Annotated in this window: 16 protein-coding genes; 12 read left to right on the top strand and 4 right to left on the bottom strand. The window is 70.3% G+C overall.

Annotated elements, in window-relative coordinates; genetic code table 11:
- Positions 1–13 precede the first annotated feature (13 nt).
- Entirely contained in the window at positions 14–1,417 is a 1,404-nt protein-coding gene (locus ACK4TH_RS02175; RefSeq protein WP_409622012.1) for an aspartate aminotransferase family protein, read from the bottom strand.
- 42 nt (positions 1,418–1,459) lie between these two features.
- On the opposite strand from ACK4TH_RS02175, the gene ACK4TH_RS02170 reads away from it, so the two are divergent.
- The 7 genes from ACK4TH_RS02170 to cobA all read left to right on the top strand — a co-directional run bounded on the left by ACK4TH_RS02170 (position 1,460) and on the right by cobA (position 8,018).
- On the top strand, positions 1,460–1,876 hold the full coding sequence (locus ACK4TH_RS02170; protein ID WP_409622117.1) for a sirohydrochlorin chelatase: 417 nt from the start codon (positions 1,460–1,462) through the stop codon (positions 1,874–1,876).
- A gap of 90 nt (positions 1,877–1,966) precedes the next feature.
- The gene (locus ACK4TH_RS02165) at positions 1,967–3,715 is read left to right on the top strand and encodes a nitrite/sulfite reductase (RefSeq protein WP_409622009.1); all 1,749 of its coding nucleotides are present in this window, start codon (positions 1,967–1,969) and stop codon (positions 3,713–3,715) included.
- Between the two features lie 10 nt (positions 3,716–3,725).
- The gene (locus tag ACK4TH_RS02160) at positions 3,726–4,211 is read left to right on the top strand and encodes a DUF934 domain-containing protein (protein WP_409622006.1); all 486 of its coding nucleotides are present in this window, start codon (positions 3,726–3,728) and stop codon (positions 4,209–4,211) included.
- Positions 4,204–5,010 (top strand): phosphoadenylyl-sulfate reductase, encoded by an 807-nt coding sequence (locus tag ACK4TH_RS02155; protein WP_409622004.1) that lies wholly within the window; start codon positions 4,204–4,206, stop codon positions 5,008–5,010. Before ACK4TH_RS02160 ends, ACK4TH_RS02155 begins: the two co-directional genes overlap by 8 nt.
- Positions 5,007–5,966: a sulfate adenylyltransferase subunit CysD gene (cysD, locus tag ACK4TH_RS02150; protein WP_409622001.1), complete on the top strand. Its 960-nt coding sequence runs from the start codon at positions 5,007–5,009 to the stop codon at positions 5,964–5,966. Before ACK4TH_RS02155 ends, cysD begins: the two co-directional genes overlap by 4 nt.
- Complete coding sequence (locus tag ACK4TH_RS02145) at positions 5,966–7,258, top strand: sulfate adenylyltransferase subunit 1 (protein ID WP_409621998.1); 1,293 nt, start codon at positions 5,966–5,968, stop codon at positions 7,256–7,258. The genes cysD and ACK4TH_RS02145 overlap by 1 nt, the downstream gene beginning before the upstream one ends.
- A gap of 1 nt (position 7,259) precedes the next feature.
- The gene (gene cobA / locus ACK4TH_RS02140) at positions 7,260–8,018 is read left to right on the top strand and encodes a uroporphyrinogen-III C-methyltransferase (protein WP_409621995.1); all 759 of its coding nucleotides are present in this window, start codon (positions 7,260–7,262) and stop codon (positions 8,016–8,018) included.
- On the opposite strand, the gene ACK4TH_RS02135 is transcribed toward cobA, so the two are convergent.
- Genes ACK4TH_RS02135 through ACK4TH_RS02125 form a run of 3 tightly spaced genes read right to left on the bottom strand, consistent with a single transcriptional unit; the run spans position 7,999 to position 11,221 of the window.
- Positions 7,999–8,820, bottom strand: a complete 822-nt coding sequence (locus ACK4TH_RS02135; RefSeq protein ID WP_409621992.1) for a sulfite exporter TauE/SafE family protein — start codon at positions 8,818–8,820, stop codon at positions 7,999–8,001. The two genes, cobA and ACK4TH_RS02135, sit on opposite strands and share 20 nt — an antisense overlap.
- A gap of 56 nt (positions 8,821–8,876) precedes the next feature.
- The gene (gene glpK / locus ACK4TH_RS02130; protein WP_409621989.1) at positions 8,877–10,418 is read right to left on the bottom strand and encodes a glycerol kinase GlpK; all 1,542 of its coding nucleotides are present in this window, start codon (positions 10,416–10,418) and stop codon (positions 8,877–8,879) included.
- 8 nt (positions 10,419–10,426) lie between these two features.
- Entirely contained in the window at positions 10,427–11,221 is a 795-nt protein-coding gene (locus ACK4TH_RS02125) for a DeoR/GlpR family DNA-binding transcription regulator (RefSeq protein WP_409621986.1), read from the bottom strand.
- 157 nt (positions 11,222–11,378) lie between these two features.
- Here ACK4TH_RS02125 and glpD point away from each other — a divergent pair, with 157 nt between their 5' ends.
- The 5 genes from glpD (at position 11,379) to ugpC (ending at position 17,148) form a co-directional block, all read left to right on the top strand.
- A complete protein-coding gene (glpD, locus tag ACK4TH_RS02120) occupies positions 11,379–12,893 on the top strand; it encodes a glycerol-3-phosphate dehydrogenase (RefSeq protein WP_409621983.1) in 1,515 nt (504 codons plus the stop codon).
- Between the two features lie 127 nt (positions 12,894–13,020).
- Positions 13,021–14,340: a sn-glycerol-3-phosphate ABC transporter substrate-binding protein UgpB gene (gene ugpB, locus ACK4TH_RS02115; RefSeq protein ID WP_409621980.1), complete on the top strand. Its 1,320-nt coding sequence runs from the start codon at positions 13,021–13,023 to the stop codon at positions 14,338–14,340.
- A gap of 29 nt (positions 14,341–14,369) precedes the next feature.
- A complete protein-coding gene (gene ugpA, locus ACK4TH_RS02110) occupies positions 14,370–15,251 on the top strand; it encodes a sn-glycerol-3-phosphate ABC transporter permease UgpA (protein WP_409621977.1) in 882 nt (293 codons plus the stop codon).
- A 1-nt stretch (position 15,252) separates the two neighbouring features.
- Entirely contained in the window at positions 15,253–16,107 is an 855-nt protein-coding gene (ugpE, locus tag ACK4TH_RS02105; RefSeq protein ID WP_409621974.1) for a sn-glycerol-3-phosphate ABC transporter permease UgpE, read from the top strand.
- Positions 16,108–16,125: 18 nt separating this feature from the next.
- Positions 16,126–17,148 (top strand): sn-glycerol-3-phosphate ABC transporter ATP-binding protein UgpC, encoded by a 1,023-nt coding sequence (gene ugpC, locus ACK4TH_RS02100; protein WP_409621971.1) that lies wholly within the window; start codon positions 16,126–16,128, stop codon positions 17,146–17,148.
- The last annotated feature ends 10 nt before the right edge of the window (positions 17,149–17,158 follow it).

Raw genomic sequence — 17,158 nt, 5'->3', positions numbered from 1 at the left:
GTCGCACCACCGGTCAGGCGAGCTCGCGGATCGTCTCGCCCAGCGCATCCACCAGCCGGTGGATCTCGGCCTCGGTGCTGATGAAGGGCGGTGCCAGTTGGATCGTGTCGCCGCCGTAGCGCACGTAAAAGCCCTTGGCCCACATGCGCATCGCGATCTCGAACGGGCGTTTGAGCGGTTCGCCCGGCACCGGCGCAAAGGTCAGCCCGGCCGCCAGCCCGTAGTTGCGAATGTCGGTCAGGTGCGGGCTGGCGCCGCGCAGGCCGTGCACCGCCACCTCGAGCACCGGGGCCAGCGCGCGCACGCGGGCGATGGCGTCGTCCCGCTCCAGCAGCCGCATCGAGGCCAGCCCCGCCGCGCACGCCACCGGGTGCGCCGAGTAGGTGTAGCCGTGCGGAAACTCCAGCGCATACTCCGGCCCGCCCGCGGCCATGAAGGTGTCGTAGATCTCTTGCCGCACCACGACGCCCCCCAAGGGCTGCACGCCGTTGGTCACCTGCTTGGCAAAGTTCAGGATGTCAGGGGTGACGCCAAAGGCCTCGGCACCGGTCCAGGCGCCACTGCGCCCAAACCCGCTGATGACCTCGTCGAAGATCAGCAGGATGTCGTGCGCGGTGCAAATCTCGCGCAGGCGCTGCAAGTAACCCACAGGCGGGATGACCACGCCCGCCGAGCCGGAGAACGGCTCGACGATGACGGCGGCAATCGTCGATGCGTCGTGCAGCGCGATCAGGTCCAGCAGATGATCGGCCAGATGCTGGGCATAGGCGGCATCGGCGGGCGGCTGGCCACGGTAAAAGCTCCCGGCCGGGGGCTGTGTATGGGGCAGGTGATCGGCCTCCACCCCCTGGCCGAACAGCTTGCGGTTGCCCACGATGCCTCCGACCGAAATGCCCCCGAAATTGACCCCATGGTAGCCCTTGGCGCGGCCGATCAGACGCGTCTTGCTGGCCTGCCCTTTGGCCCGCCAATAAGCGCGCGCCATCTTGAGGGAGGTGTCCGCCGACTCCGACCCCGATCCGGTGAAAAACACGCGATTCAGCCCCGCCGGCATGCGCTCGACGATGCGGTTGGCCAGCTCGAACGACAGCGGATGGCCGAATTGGAACGCGGGCGAATAGTCCAGGGTTGCGACCTGGCGGCTGACGGCCTCGACGATCTCGCGCCGGCCATGGCCCAGCCCCGTGCACCACAGGCCCGACAGGCCATCGAAGATGCGGCGCCCGTCGGCATCGATCAGGTACGCGCCGTCGGCGGCGACCACGATGCGCGGATCGACCTTGAACTGCCGGTTGCCGGTAAACGGCATCCAGTGGGCGGCCATCCAGTCGGGGCCGCCGGGCGCGACTTCGGCGCTGGTGGGCGTGAACGCCCCGGCCGTGGGGGCGGCGATGTGCGAGCGGTCCGACAAGTCCATGGCGGCAGTTCCTTTCGTGCGGATCGTGTCATTATGCGCGCCATGCGCGATGCCACGGATCCACCCACCGTCCTACCGAGCGGGCCACCCCGCCCCGAGGCGGGGCTGATTTTGTTTGCCCACGGCGCGCGCGATCCGGCCTGGGCCGGCCCGTTCGAGCGCGTGGCGGCGGCCGTTCGCGCCGCGCGGCCGGAACTGGCGGTGTCACTGGCGTTCCTGGAGTTCATGGCGCCGGACTTGCCTGGCGCGGGCGCCACCCTGGCCGCGGCCGGCTGCCGCGAAGTGACGGTGCTGCCCCTGTTTTTGGGTGTCGGCGGCCACGTCCGCAAGGACTTGCCCCACCTGCTGGACGCGTTGCGCATCCAGCACCCGGCGGTGCGGTGGCGCCTGGCGCCAGCCATCGGCGAGGACGCACGGCTGGTGGAGGCGATCGCGGGGATTGCCATCGATGCCATATGAACGCCAGTTATAGATATCAAACGATCTTTTCGTTTGTTTTTTCATAACCAAAACGGAGAATCCCGGGCATCGATGACTTGATGCTCCGCGATGTACCGGTACTCCGACTTCGACCGACGCTTCATCCGCCAGCGCGCCGCCCAGTTCCGCGATCAGTTGCGGCGGCACCTGGCCGGTCAGCTCAGCGCCGACGACTTTCGGCCGCTGCGGCTGCAAAACGGCTGGTATGTGCAGCGCCACGCGCCCATGCTGCGCGTGGCCATCCCCTACGGCGAGCTGAGCAGCCGCCAGTTGCGCACCCTGGCGCGCGTGGCGCGCGAGTTCGACCGCGTGACCGATGGGCCGTGGGCCGGCCAGGGGGGTTTTGGCCACTTCACCACGCGGCAAAACATCCAGTTCAACTGGATCCCGCTGGACCGCGCGGCCGATGTGATGGATGTGCTGGCCGAGGCCGACCTGCACGGCATCCAGACCAGTGGCAACTGCATCCGCAACATCACCACCGATGCGCTGGCCGGCATCGCCCCGGACGAGGTCGTGGACCCCCGCCCCTACTGCGAGCTGCTGCGGCAGTGGAGCACGCTGCACCCGGAATTCGCCTTCCTGCCGCGCAAGTTCAAGATTGCCGTCACGGGCGCAGCGGACGACCGCGCGGCCATCGCCTGGCACGACATCGGCCTGCAACTGCGCCGCGACGCCCACGGCGCGGTGGGTTTTCGCGTGCTGGCCGGCGGCGGCATGGGGCGCACACCGCTCATCGCGCCGGAGCTGCGCGCCTTCGTGCCGTGGCAGGACATCGTGCTGTATCTGGAAGCGATCCTGCGCGTGTACAACCTGTTCGGGCGACGCGACAACCTCTACAAAGCCCGGCTGAAGATTCTGGTGAAGGCCGAAGGCCAGCGTTTCGTGGACGCGGTGGAGGCCGAATACCGGGCACTGCGGGATGACGATGCGCTGGGCGCGCAACTGCGGCTGACACCAGCCGCACTGGCCGAGGTGCAGGCGCACTTCGCCCCCCCGCCGGGTTGGGCGGATGCAGCCCCACCGACCGCCCCATCGAGCGCCGCGCCGGCCGACGCGGCCGGGGCGCTGCCGCCCGCCTACCGGCGCTGGCGCCAGCGCCATGTGCAGGCACACCGGCTGCCCGGACTGTGCGCGGTCACGCTCACGCTCAAGCGCGCAGGGCAGCCGCCGGGCGATGCCAGTGCCGACCAGCTCGACGCAGCGGCCGATCTGGCGGACCGTTTCAGCGCCGGCGAGGCGCGCGTGACGCACGAACAGAATTTGCTGCTGCCCTGGGTGCGCGAGGCGGATCTGCCCGCGCTGTGGCAGGCCGCGCGGGCGGTGGGCTTGGGGGCATCCAACCATGGCCTGCTGACGGATCTGATCGCCTGCCCGGGCGGCGACCTGTGCAGCCTGGCCAATGCGCGCACCTTGCCCATCGCGGCGGCCGTGCTCGAGCGCTACCAGGACCCGGACGAGCTGGAAGCCATCGGCGAGCTGGCGTTGCACATCAGCGGCTGCATGAACTCCTGCGGACACCACCACAGCGGCCACATCGGCGTCCTGGGCGTGGACAAGGACGGCAGCGAGTGGTACCAGCTCACGCTGGGCGGCTCCGACGGGCAGACGCGCCACGGCCCGGCGCGCGCCGGCCGGGTGGTCGGTCCCGCCTTTGCCGCCGACGAGATCGTCGATGCCCTGGACGCCGTGGTCGCCACCTACGCCGAGCGGCGCGCACCGGGCGAACGCTTCCCGGACACGCTCGCCCGGCTGGGGCTGGAGCCTTTCCGCGCGGCCACCGATGCGGTGCGCCACACGACCGCCGTCCCCGCCTGAGCCCACCGCCATGACGACCTTGCACTTCATCGACCCCCACGCGGACCTGTGGCGCCCCGCACCGGACGAGGCGGCACCGCGCCCTGCCGCCGGCCTGTTGCTCAGGCACGACCAGTGGCGCGCCGTGCGTGCCGGCTGGCCCACCGAAGTCCCGGTCGGCGTGGTCTGGCCCAACGACGCGGACGTCGCCGAGCTGGTCGACGACCTGTCCCGGCTGGACCTGATCGCGCTGACCTTCCCCCGATGGACCGATGGCCGGGCCTACAGCCAGGCCCGGCTGCTGCGCGGCCGCTGGCGCTGGCACGGCCAGATCCGCGCCGTGGGCGACGTCATCCCGGACATGGCGCCGCTGCTGTGGCGCAGCGGCTTCGACACCGCGGTGCTGCGTCCGGGCGAATCGACCACCGTCGCACAGCGCGCGCTGCAGGCGTTCGACGGCCACTATCAACCCGACACCCGCCGCACACGCGCGGCAGCGGAGACCGCCCATGGCTGAGCCCCTGTCGCTGCGGATCGACATCCCCCCCGTCGAACCGGGGCGGGCCATCGCGCTGTACGCCCGAGAAACGCCCGGCCATGCGCAGCGCGTGGCCGCCACGGTGCAGCGCCTGCGCGAGGCCGCCGCCGCCCATGCCGGCCGCATCGTGCTGGCCACCAGTCTGGGGGCGGAGGACATGGTCTTGACGGATCTGATCGCGCGCCACGGCCTGCCCATCGCCGTGGCTACGTTGGACACCGGCCGTCTGCACCCCGAAACGCGGGCGCTGATCGACCGGCTGCAGGCGCACTATGGTGTGGCGGTCGAGGTCTTCCGGCCGGACCCGGCGGCGGTGGACGCCTTCGAGCGCGAACACGGCGTGGACGCCATGTACCGCAGCCGCGAGCTGCGCCACGCATGCTGCGCGCTGCGCAAGCTGGCCCCGCTGGAGCGGCTGCTGGCGGGGCGCGAGGCCTGGATCACCGGCCTGCGGCGCGAGCAATCCGCCGCCCGCGCCGACGTGCCGCTGCAGGCGCGGGATGCGCAGGGGCGCCTCAAGCTCAACCCGCTGGCCGACTGGTCGTGGGCCGACGTGTGGCACCACATCGCCCGACACGGGGTGCCCTACAACCCGCTGCACGATGCCTTCATGCCCAGCATCGGTTGCGCGCCCTGCACGCGCCCCATCGCCGTCGGCGAGGACTTTCGCGCCGGCCGCTGGTGGTGGGAACACGACGACACCCGCGAATGCGGCCTGCACGTCGAGCGCCACCCCTTGCCCACCCCCCCTGGATCCCATCACCCAAGCCCCGTATGAACGCCCCCGTCACCCCCCACCATCTGCTGCCCGACATCGACTGGCGCCACCTCGATGCGCTGGAGGAAGAGGGCATTTACCTGTTGCGCGAAGCCGTGGCCGCCTTCGAGCGCCCGGCGCTGCTGTTCTCGGGCGGCAAAGACTCGTGCGTCGTGCTGCATATGGCGCGCAAGGCCTTCCAGCAACGCCGCCCCGACGGCGGCTGGAACGGGCGGCTGCCGCTGCCGCTGCTGCATGTGGACACCGGGCACAACTTCCCGGAGGTGATCGCCTTTCGCGACGAGCTGGTGCGGCGCCACGGCGACACGCTGATCGTCGGCTCGGTGGAGGACTCGATCGCACGCGGCACGGTGCGGCTGCCAGACCCCTTGGCCTCGCGCAATGCGCACCAAAGCGTCACGCTGCTGGAGGCGATCGAGGCGCACCGCTTCGACGTGCTGATCGGTGGGGCCCGCCGCGACGAGGAAAAGGCCCGCGCCAAGGAGCGCATCTTCAGCCACCGCGACGCCTTCGGCCAGTGGCAGCCCAAGGCCCAGCGGCCGGAGCTGTGGACGCTGTTCAACACCCGGCTGCAGCCGGGCGAGCACATGCGCGCCTTCCCGATCAGCAACTGGACCGAGCTGGATGTGTGGGCCTACATTGCCCGCGAGCGCATCGCGCTGCCGACGCTGTACTGGGCGCACGAGCGCGCCGTGGTGCGCCGCCAGGGGCTGCTGGTGCCGGTGACACCGGTCACGCCCCCGCGCGCGGGCGAGACCGTCGAGACCGTGCGCGTGCGCTTTCGCACCGTGGGGGACATGACCTGCACCTGCCCGGTGGAAAGCACGGCCGACAGCGCCGAGGCCATCGTGGCCGAGACGCTGCGCGCCGACGTCAGCGAACGCGGCGCCACCCGGGTGGACGACCGCACCAGTGACGCCGCGATGGAGCGGCGCAAGCGCGAGGGCTACTTCTGATGAACGACACGATCACCCCCCAACGGGCGTCGGCCCGCCACGCGGCGCTGCGCTTTCTGACCGCCGGCAGCGTCGACGACGGCAAGAGCACCCTGATCGGCCGGTTGCTCTACGACAGCCGGGTGCTGCTGACCGACCAGGTGGAGGCGCTGCGCCGCCACAGCCGCGGCACCGGTGCGCTGGACCTGTCCCTGCTCACCGATGGGCTGGAAGCCGAGCGCGAGCAGGGCATCACCATCGACGTGGCCTACCGCTACTTCGCGACACCGAGGCGCAAATTCATCATCGCCGACGCACCCGGGCACGAGCAGTACACCCGCAACATGGTCACTGCCGCGGCCGGCAGCCACGCGGCCGTCGTGCTGGTGGACGTCACCAAGCTCGACCTGACCCGCCACCCCGTCACGCTGCTGCCCCAGACCCGGCGCCACGCGCTGCTGGCGCACCGCCTGGGCGTACCGCACCTGGTGTTTGCGGTCAACAAGATCGACGCCGTCCCGGACGCCGCAGCCGCCTACGCGGCCGTGCGCGAGGCGCTCGAGGCCTTCGCCCAACGGGCCGGTCTGGAGCCGGCCGGCATCGTGCCGGTATCGGCCCTGCGCGGAGACAATGTGACCACCCCGCTGCATGCCGACTGGTACGGCGGGCCGACGCTGCTGGCGCTGCTGGAGTCGCTGCCCGCGCTGCAACCGGACGGGGATGCCCCCTGGCGGTTGCCGGTGCAGTGGGTGGCCCGCGGTGGGGACGGCACCGGCCACCAGCCACGCATCTGCTGGGGCCGTCTGGCCACCGGCACGGTGCGCCCCGGCGATGCGGTGGCGGTCTTTCCCTCCGGCGAAACAGCCCGTGTGGCGCAAGTGCTGCACCACGCCGGCCAGCCCCTGGCGACAGGGGACGCCGGCCAATCGATCGGGCTGGTGCTGGACCGCGCGATCGACGTCTCGCGCGGCGACTGGCTGGCCGCCCCCGGTGCGCTGGAGGGACGCCGCCGCTTCGCCGCCACCCTGGCCTGGCTGGACACCGAACCCGCCGTCATGGGGCGCCGCTACTGGCTGCGCCACGGCCACCGCTGGGTGCAGGGCCGCATCGCTGCCATCGAACACCGGCTGGACATCGACACGCTGGAACCGGTCGAGGCCCAGCACCTGGGCGTCAACGACCTGGGGCGGGTGGTGGTGGAAACCGCCGAGCCGCTGCCGCTGACGGCCTTCTGCGGCTCGACCGAAGGCGGCGCCCTGATCGTCGTCGACCCGGCCACGCACCGCACGAGCGGCGCCCTGCTGGTGGACTGAGATGGGGACGATTGCCTTCATCGGCGCCGGCCCCGGCGCGGCCGATCTCATCACCGTGCGCGGGGCACGCCTGCTGGCCACGGCCGAAGTGGTACTGGCCGACGCCCTGACCGACCCCGCCTTGCGGGCCTGGGCCCCGCAGGCCCGCTGGATCGACGTTGGCAAGCGCGGCTTTGGCCGCGCCACGGAACAGGCGGTGATTCATGCCCTGCTGCTGCACCACGCCGCCACCGGCGCGCGGGTGGTGCGCCTCAAAGGGGGCGACCCCAGCGTTTTCGGTCGGCTGGAGGAGGAACTGGCCGCCGTGCGCGCCGCCGGGCACGATGCCGTGGTGGTGCCCGGGGTGACCGCCGCCCTGGCCGCCGCGGCCGATGCGCAGCGGCCGCTCACCCGGCGCGGACATGGCCGCAGCGTCGCCTTGGCCACCGCCATGACACGCGAGCAGGACCTGCACGCCGGTCGCCACGCGGACACGGAGGTGTTCTACATGGCCGGCAAGCAGTTGCCCGGACTGGCGCGGCAGTTGGCCGCGGCCGGCTGGCCGGCGACCACGCCGGTGAGCGTGGTCTCGCGCGCCGGCTGGCCGGATGCCATCCACTCCCAGCACACGCTCGAGACGCTGGCGCAGGCCAGCGTGCTGCACAGCGGGCGCCCGACGGTGGTGTGGATCGGTGCCGGGGCTCGGGGGCTGACCGTCCCACCTGCAACCCCCAACGCGCAGCGTCTCCAGGCAGAGGCGGTCAAGCGAGCACCAGCTTGAAGCCGACCCAGGTCAGCAGCAGGGACAACAGCGAACGCACCAGCGTCACCGGCGCCCACTGCACCAGACGGCTGCCCAGCCAGATGCCGGGCAGCGACCCGGCCAGCAACCAGGCGAGCAGCCCCCAGTCCACCGACCCGAGCGTCGCGTGGCCCAGGCCCGCGACCAGCGTCAGCGGCACCGCGTAGGTGACGTCGGCGGCCACCAAGCGCGCCAGCGGCAGGCGCGGATACAGCACCATCAGCACGGCCACACCCACCGCGCCGGCCCCCACCGAGGTCAGCGTGACCAGCGCCCCGATCAGGGTGCCGAGCGCCAGCGGCCCCCAGCGCCAGCGGGGGCGCTGCTGCTCGGCATCCGGCACGTCGGCGCGCGCGACGGCACGCTGCGGGCCCGAAGCGCTGCGCCACCACCAGCCGGCGCGGATCACCTTGTAGGCGGTGGCCGCGGCGGTCAGCCACAGCATGATACCCAGCGTCACCTTCATCGCCGCATGCACCGCCGGATCGGCCGTGCCCACGCGGGCCAACAGCAACAGCATCAGGCCGGCCCCTGCAACGCCGCCACCGGTCAACTGCACGACCACCCGCCACGGCACCAGGCGATGGCGCGCGAACGACACCGCCCCAGCGCTCTTGGTGAAGGCGGCAAAGAGCAAATCCGTGCCCACCGCCAGGTGCGGCTGCACCCCGAAACCATAGATCAGCATCGGCGTCATCAGCGAGCCGCCACCCACACCGGTCAGCCCCACGACAAAGCCAACCACCGCCCCACCCAGGATATAGGCCCATTCGATCGTCATGGGGCGGCACTCTAGGGGGCCCGCCTCGAAACTCCAACGACTTTTTGGTGGTTTTCTTATGACTTATCGGCATGAAGCCGCTCGACGCCGGCCAGCACCTGCCGCACCGCGCGCTGCCAGCGCGCCAGCTCCGCCTGCGCCCAATCGCGGCTGCGCCGCGGCTCGAAGCGACGCTGCAGCCGCCACAGCGCGCGCAGCTCATCCAGTCCGGCGTAAACGCCCACCTGCAGGCCCGCCAACCACGCCGCCCCCAGCGCCGTGGTTTCCGTCACCGCCGGGCGCAACACCGGGATGCCGAGCAAATCGGCCTGAAACTGCATCAACAGGTCGTTGACCGCCGCACCGCCGTCTACCCGCAGCTCGCGCACCGCCGTGGCGCCGTCGGCCTGGGCGTCGGCATTCATGGCCTGCAGCAGCTCGGCGCTTTGGAAGGCGATCGACTCCAGCGCCGCGCGCGCGATGTGCGCCATCGTCGTGCCGCGGCTCAGCCCCACCAGCGCGCCCGTGGCGTGCGGCTGCCAGTGCGGCGCCCCGAGGCCCGTGAACGCCGGCACCAGCACCACGCCGCCGGCGTCCGGCACGCTTTCGGCCAGCGCCTGCACCTCCGCGCTGGCGCGGATGGCGCGCAGCCCGTCGCGCAGCCACTGCACCACCGCACCGCCGACGAAGACGCTGCCCTCCAGCGCGAACGCCGCCCCCTGCGCCGGCGGCTGCGCTGCGGCGGTGGCGAGCAAACCGTGCCGGGACGCGGCAACCCGTTGACCGGTGTGCAGCAGCAGGAAGCAGCCGGTGCCGTAGGTGTTCTTGGCCAGCCCGGCCTCGAAGCACGCCTGCCCGAACAGCGCAGCCTGCTGGTCGCCCGCCATGCCCGCAATCGGCAACGGCGGCAGCTCCAGATCGGGCGCCTGCAGCACGGCGGGGTCGAGCTCACCGAACGGATGGCTGGACGGGTGCACCGTCGGCAGCCAGGCGGACGGCAGCTCGAACGCACGCAGCAGCGCTTCGCTCCAGCATCCGGCACGCAGATCCCACAGCAGGGTGCGCGCGGCGTTGCTGACGTCGGTGGCGTGGACCCGGCCGCCGGTCAAGCGGTGCAGCAGCCAGGCGTCGATGGTGCCGAAGGCCAGCTCCCCCGCCTCGGCACGCGCGCGCAGCCCCGGCACGTGGTCCAGCAGCCAGCGCAGCTTGCCGGCCGAAAAATAGGCGTCCAGCCGCAGGCCGGTCAGCGCCTGCACGCGCGGCTGCAGACCCTGCGCGCGCCAGCGCGCGCACGCCTCCTCGGCGCGGCGGTCCTGCCAGACGATGGCGCGGTGCACGGGCCGGCCCGTGGCGCGCTCCCACACGACGGTGGTCTCGCGCTGGTTGGTGATGCCCAGCGCCCGCACCCGCCGCGCCGCCGATCCCAGCCGGCGCAGCACCTCCACCAGCGTGGCGCGCTGGGTCTGCCAGATGTCCTCGGCATCGTGCTCGACCCAGCCCGGCTGCGGAAAATGCTGCGTGAACTCGCGCTGCGCCTGCGCGACGATGCGGCCCTCGCGGTCGAACGCGATGGTGCGCGAGCTCGTGGTACCCTGATCCAGCGCGAGCAGCAGGTCCATGGGTGTGCTTACCCCTCCGCGACCACGCAGGCCACGTCCGCTTCGCGCAGCAGCGCGTCGAACGGCGGCGGCGGGGCGCGGTCGGTGTAGAGCCGCGTCAGCTCACCGACGTGGCCGACCTCCACCATCGCCGGGCGGCCAAACTTGCTGTGATCGGCGCACAGCCACGTCTGGCGCGCGTGCTCGATGATGGTGCGCGCGGCCTTGACCTCGCGCACGTCGTAATCACGAAGCGTGCCGTCGGCTTCGATCCCCGAGATACCGATCAGCGCGATGTCGACGCGAAACTGACGCAGGAAATCGATCGTGACCTCACCCACGATGCCGCGGTCGCGCGCGCGCACCACGCCGCCGGCGATGATGACCTCGCACTCGGGGTTGTCGGCCAGGATGGCCGCCACGTTGAGGTTGTTGGTGATGACGCGCAAGCCCCGGTGCTGCAGCAGCGCACGCGCCACGGCCTCGGTGGTGGTGCCGATGTTGAGGATCAGGGAACAGCCCGGCGGCACGTCGCGCGCCACGGCACGCGCGATCGCCTCCTTGGCCGTGGCATTGAGCGTCTGGCGCTGGCGGTAGCCGAGGTTTTCCACCGTGGACACCGGGGTGCGCACACCCCCGTGGTAGCGCGCCAGCAGACCGCGCTGCTCCAACTCGCGCACATCACGCCGCACCGTCTGCAGCGTCACCCCGAAACGCTGCGCCAGCGCCTCGATGGTCAGTGCACCCGCCTGCCGCACGGCGGCCAGCAGTTCGCTCTGACGCGGGTTGAGGGCGCGGCGGCGCGGCGCGGCGGAATCGGGCATGCCTCCGATGGTAGCGCGACGCGACCGCCGCGTGACCCGGGGGAAGCCCTCATTCGAACGCAAACGATCACATTGGATTATGATCGAACGAACCCGGTTTTCAACATCGCGCCCCATGCCAGCCACGTCAACCGCTCTCGCCCCGCCGGCGGCCGCCATGGACGTCGACGTCCTGATCATCGGCGGCGGCATCAACGGCTGCGGCATCGCGCGCGATCTGAGCGGCCGCGGCGCGCGCGTGCTGCTGTGCGAACAGGACGACCTGGCCGCGCACACCTCGTCGGCGTCGACCAAGCTGATCCACGGCGGTCTGCGCTACCTCGAACACGGCGAGCTGGGGCTGGTGCGCAAGGCGCTGGCGGAGCGCGAGGTGCTGCTGCGCATCGCGCCGCACCTGATCGAGCCGCTGCGCTTCGTCATGCCACACGACGCCGGCATGCGCCCGGCCTGGATGATCCGCTTGGGGCTGTGGCTGTACGACCACCTGGCGCGGCGCGAGCTGCTGCCAGGCTCGCAGTCGCTGGACCTGCGCCGCGACCCCGCCGCTGCGGCGCTGCAGCCCTGCTGGCACCGCGCCTTTGCCTACAGCGATGGCTGGACGGACGACGCCCGACTGGTGGTGCTCAACGCCGTGGACGCCGCCCGCCGCGGCTGCACGGTCCTGACGCGGACGCGCTGTGAACGGCTGCTGCCGCTGGGCGACCACTGGCATGCCACCCTGCGCACCGCCGATGACCGCACGCTCGTGGCGCGCGCGCGCGCCGTCGTCAACGCCGCCGGGCCGTGGGCCGAGCGCCTGCTGCGCGAGGTGGCCGGGCTGACGGCGCGCCAGCACCTGCGCCTGGTGCGCGGCAGCCACATCGTCGTGCCGCGACGGGACGGACACGACACGGCCTACCTGCTGCAAGCCAGCGACCGCCGTGTCCTGTTCGCGATTCCCTACGAGCAGCGCTTCACCCTGATCGGCACCACCGACGTCGAGCACCACGGCGACCCCGGCCAGGCCGTCGCGGACGCCCGCGAAATCGAATACCTGTGCCGCGAAGCCAGCCGCTTCCTGCGCCAGCCGGTGCAGCCGACGGATGTCGTGTGGCATTACAGCGGCGTGCGGCCGCTGCTGGACGACGGCTCGGACGCCTCGGCGGTCACACGCGACTACCGGCTCGAATGGGAGGCCGGCGCCGGCGCACCCGTGCTGACGGTGTGGGGCGGCAAGATCACCACCTACCGCACGCTGGCGCTGGAGGCAGCGCGGCGGCTCGGCCCGGCGCTGGGACTGGACACCCGGCGCGACTGGACGGCCGAGGCGCACCTGCCGGGCGGCGATCTGGAGGCGGTCGTCGGACCCGGCGTATTGTCGGCTCGGCAGCGCTTCGCGCAACACCTGCGCCAGCGCTGGCTATGGCTGGACGAGGCACTGGCGGCACGCTGGGCGCGCAGCTACGGCACGCTGGCGCTGACGTGGTTGGACGGCGCACGCACGGCCACCGACTTGGGCACGGAAGTGGCGCCGGGGCTTTACGAAATCGAGCTGCACCACCTGGCGCGGCACGAGTGGGCGCGCACCGTCGAGGACGTGCTGTGGCGGCGCAGCAAACTGGGCCTGCACCTGGACGCCAGGGCGGCGCAGCGCGTGGCGGCATGGCTCGCGCGTCACGCGCCCTCGACCTGACCCCCGGACAAACCCGCATCCCACGTCACGCCCGAAAAAACCGTCATTACACTGTCATCTGCGGTTCGGATACTTCCATCGCCTTTCTTCTCTTTTCGCTTCCGTTCTAAACCGCCAAGGAGTCGCGATGCACAAGCCCCTCAAGCGCCTGCTGGCCGCCACGCTGGCCACCCTCGGCATGGCCGCCGCCCATGCCCAAACCGAGATCGTCTGGTGGCACTCGATGGGCGGTGCGCTGGGCGAGTGGGTCAACGACCTGGCCAGCGAATTCAACGCCAGCCAGAAGGACGTCAAGGTGGTGCCCGTCTTCAAGGGCAGCTATGACGAATCGATGACGGCGGCGATCGCCGCCTTCCGCGCCGGCAACGCGCCGCACATCCTGCAGGTGTTCGAGGTCGGCACCGCCACGATGATGGCCAGCCGCAACGCCATCGTCCCGGTCGGCGAGGTGATGAAGAAGGCCGGCGTGACCTTCGATCCCAACGCCTACGTCGACTCGGTCAAGGGCTATTACACGGCGCCCAACGGGCAGATGCTGAGCTTCCCGTTCAACAGCTCCACCACGGTGCTGCACTACAACAAGGATGCCTTCCGCGCCGCCGGGCTGGACCCGAACAAGCCGCCGAAGAGTTGGCCGGAGGTGGCGCTGGCCGCCGCCAAGCTCAAGACCGCCGGCCACAAGTGCCCGTTCACCACCAGCTGGCAGAGCTGGACGCAGCTGGAAAGCTTCTCGACTTGGCACAACGTCGAGTTCGCGACGAAGAACAACGGCTTTGGCGGACTGGATGCGCGGCTGGCGTACAACAGCCCGCTGCACGTGCGCCACATCGAAAACCTGGCCAACATGGCCAAGCAGGGCCTGTTCGTCTACAAGGGACGGGGCAACGCGGCCGATGCCACCTATGTCTCGGGTGAGTGTGCGATGCTGACCGGCTCCTCGGCGCTGTACGGCAACGTCAAGCGCAACGCCAAGTTCGACTTCGGCATCTCGACGTTGCCGTACTACCCCGACGTCCCGGGCGCGCCGCAAAACACCATCATCGGCGGCGCGAGCCTGTGGGTGATGGCCGGCAAGAAAGACGAGGAATACAAAGGGGTGGCGCGGTTCTTCGCCTTCCTGTCACGCCCGGAAGTCGACGCCAAGAGCCACCAGCGCACCGGCTACCTGCCGCTCACCAAGGCCGCCTATGAACTGACGGAAAAATCCGGCTTTTACAAGCAAAACCCGGGCACCGATGTGTCGGTGGAGCAGATGATCCGCAAGACCACCGACAAGTCGCGCGGCATCCGGTTGGGCAACTTCGTGCAGATCCGCACCATCAACGACGAGGAACTGGAGCAGGTCTGGGCCGGCAAGAAGTCCGCCAAGCAGGCACTGGACGACGCGGTGCGCCGCGGCAACGAACAGCTGGAGCGCTTCCAGCGCGCCAACCAGGGCCGCCTGTAACCTTCGGACCCCGGCAGACTGACGCCACGATGGAAAAGCGCGTTCGCTTTCGGGGCCGCTGGCTGCCTTGGCTGCTGGTGGCTCCGCAGTTGGCCATCGTGGCCATCTTTTTCTTTTGGCCGGCCGGCCAGGCCCTGCTGCAGAGCGTACTGGAGCAGGACGCCTTCGGCCAGTCGGTGACCTTCGTCGGGCTGGAGAACTTTCACCGTCTGCTGACGGACCCGCTGTACCTGCAGTCGTTTCGCGTCACGGCGGTGTTTTCGCTGCTGGTGGCGGTGATCGGCTTGTCGCTGTCGCTGCTGCTGGCGGTGATGGCCGACCGCGTGGTGCGCGGCGCGCGCGGGTACAAGACGCTGCTGATTTGGCCGTACGCCGTGGCACCGGCGATCGCGGGGGTTTTGTGGATGTTCATGTTCGCCTCGCCGATGGGGGTGGTGGCGTGGGCGCTGCAGGGCGTGGGCATCGACTGGAACCACCGTCTCGACAGCGATCACGCGCTGGCGCTGATCGTGCTGGCCGCTGTCTGGAAGCAAATCTCCTACAACTTTCTGTTCTTTCTGGCGGGCTTGCAGGCCATCCCGCGCTCACTGATCGAGGCGGCCACGCTGGACGGCGCCAGCCCCTGGCGGCGCTTCTGGACGATCGTCTTTCCGCTGCTGTCGCCGACCACCTTTTTCCTGCTGGTCATCAACGTCGTCTACGCCTTCTTCGACACGTTTGCGATCGTCGACGCCACCACGCAGGGCGGCCCTGGCAAGGACACCGCGATCCTGGTCTACAAGGTCTACCACGACGGTTTCAAGGCGCTGGACCTAGGCGGCTCGGCGGCGCAGTCCGTCATCCTGATGGCCATCGTGATCGCGCTGACCGTCGTGCAATTCCGTTACATCGAGCGCCGCGTGCAATATTGACATGGTCGAACGTCGCCCCTGGCTCGACGCGTTGGCCCACGCCGTCCTGATCGCCGGCGTGGCCATCGTGGCCTTCCCCGTCCTGCTGACGCTGGTGGCCAGCACCCAGAGCGCCGAGCAGATCGCCACCAGCCGTCCACTTTCGCTGCTGCCGGGCGCCCACGCGCTGGAGAATTACCGCCTGGCCCTGTTCGGCGGCGAAACCAGCGCCGGCGGCCGCATCGCGCCGGCACTGCCGATGCTGGGTGTCAGTTTCATCATAGCGCTGTCGATCGCAATGGGCAAGATCGTCATCTCGCTGCTGTCGGCGTTTGCCATCGTCTATTTCCGCTTCCCGCTGCGCGGGCTGGTGTTTTGGGCCATCTTTGTCACGCTGATGCTGCCGGTGGAGGTGCGCATCGGCCCGACCTACGAGGTGATTGCCGACCTCGGCATGCTCAACAGCTACGCCGGCCTGACCATCCCGCTGATCGCCTCGGCGACCGCGACCTTCCTGTTCAGACAATTTTTTCTGACGGTGCCCGACGAGCTGGTGGAAGCCGCGCGCGTCGATGGCGCCGGCCCGCTGCGATTCTTCCGGGATGTGCTGCTGCCGATGTCGCGCACCAGCATCGCGGCCCTGTTCGTGATCCAGTTCATCTACGGCTGGAACCAGTACCTGTGGCCTCTGCTGGTGACCACCGACGAGTCGATGTACCCGATCGTCCTCGGCATCAAGCGCCTGATCGCCGGCGAAGCCTACACCGAATGGAACATCGTGATGGCCACGGCCATGCTGGCGATGCTGCCACCGGCGGTGGTGGTGCTGGCGATGCAGCGCTGGTTCGTCAAGGGCCTCGTCGACAGCGAAAAATAACATCTGACCTCTATCCGCATGGCCAGCCTGCATTTCGACCGTGTCGTCAAACGCTACGACACCGCGCGCCACCAGACCTTCACCGCCATCCACGGCCTCAGTGCCGATGTCCACGATGGCGAGTTCGTCGTCATCGTCGGGCCGTCCGGCTGCGGCAAATCGACCCTGCTGCGCATGGTGGCGGGGCTGGAGACCGTGACCGACGGCACGATCCGCATCGGCCAGCGCATCGTCAACGAATTGGAGCCGGCGCAGCGCGACATCGCGATGGTGTTTCAGAACTACGCGCTCTACCCGCACATGTCGGTGTTCGACAACATGGCCTACGGCCTGAAGCTGCGCGGCGTGCCCAAAGATGAAATCCGCCGCCGCGTGGAACAGGCGGCGCGGATTCTGGAGCTGGAGCCGCTGCTGGCGCGCAAGCCGCGCCAGCTCTCCGGCGGGCAGCGCCAGCGCGTCGCGATGGGGCGCGCCATCGTGCGCCAGCCGCAGGTGTTCCTCTTCGACGAACCGCTGTCGAACCTCGACGCCAAGCTGCGCGTGCAGACGCGGCTGGAAATCCAGAAACTGCACCGCGAGCTGGGCATCACCAGCCTGTTCGTGACGCACGACCAGGTGGAGGCGATGACGCTGGCACAGCGTGTCATGGTCATGAATGCCGGCCGCATGGAGCAGTTCGGCACGCCGGAGGAGGTCTACCATCGGCCGGCGACGGCGTTCGTCGCCACCTTCATCGGCTCGCCGGCGATGAACCTGCTGCGCGACGTGCCGGGCAGCGCGCCGGGCCGGCTGCTCGGCGTGCGGCCCGAGCATCTGGTGGTGGCCGAGGGGGCCGAAGGCTGGCCGGTGACGGTGGAAGCGCTGGAGCTGCTCGGCGCCGAGCGGCTGATTCACGGCCGCACGCATGGCCAGCCGATCACCGTGCGCGTGGCGGAGAGCCACCCGTGTCACCCGCCGGTGGGGGCGACGATCCACGTGCGGCCGATGGACGACCGGCTGCACGCGTTCGACGCCGCCACCGGCCAGCGCGTCGGACCGTGACGAGCACGAC

Source organism: Tepidimonas sp., assembly GCF_046292505.1.
In the GTDB taxonomy this organism is placed as follows: domain Bacteria; phylum Pseudomonadota; class Gammaproteobacteria; order Burkholderiales; family Burkholderiaceae_C; genus Tepidimonas.
This window is presented reverse-complemented; position numbering and strand designations above follow the sequence as displayed.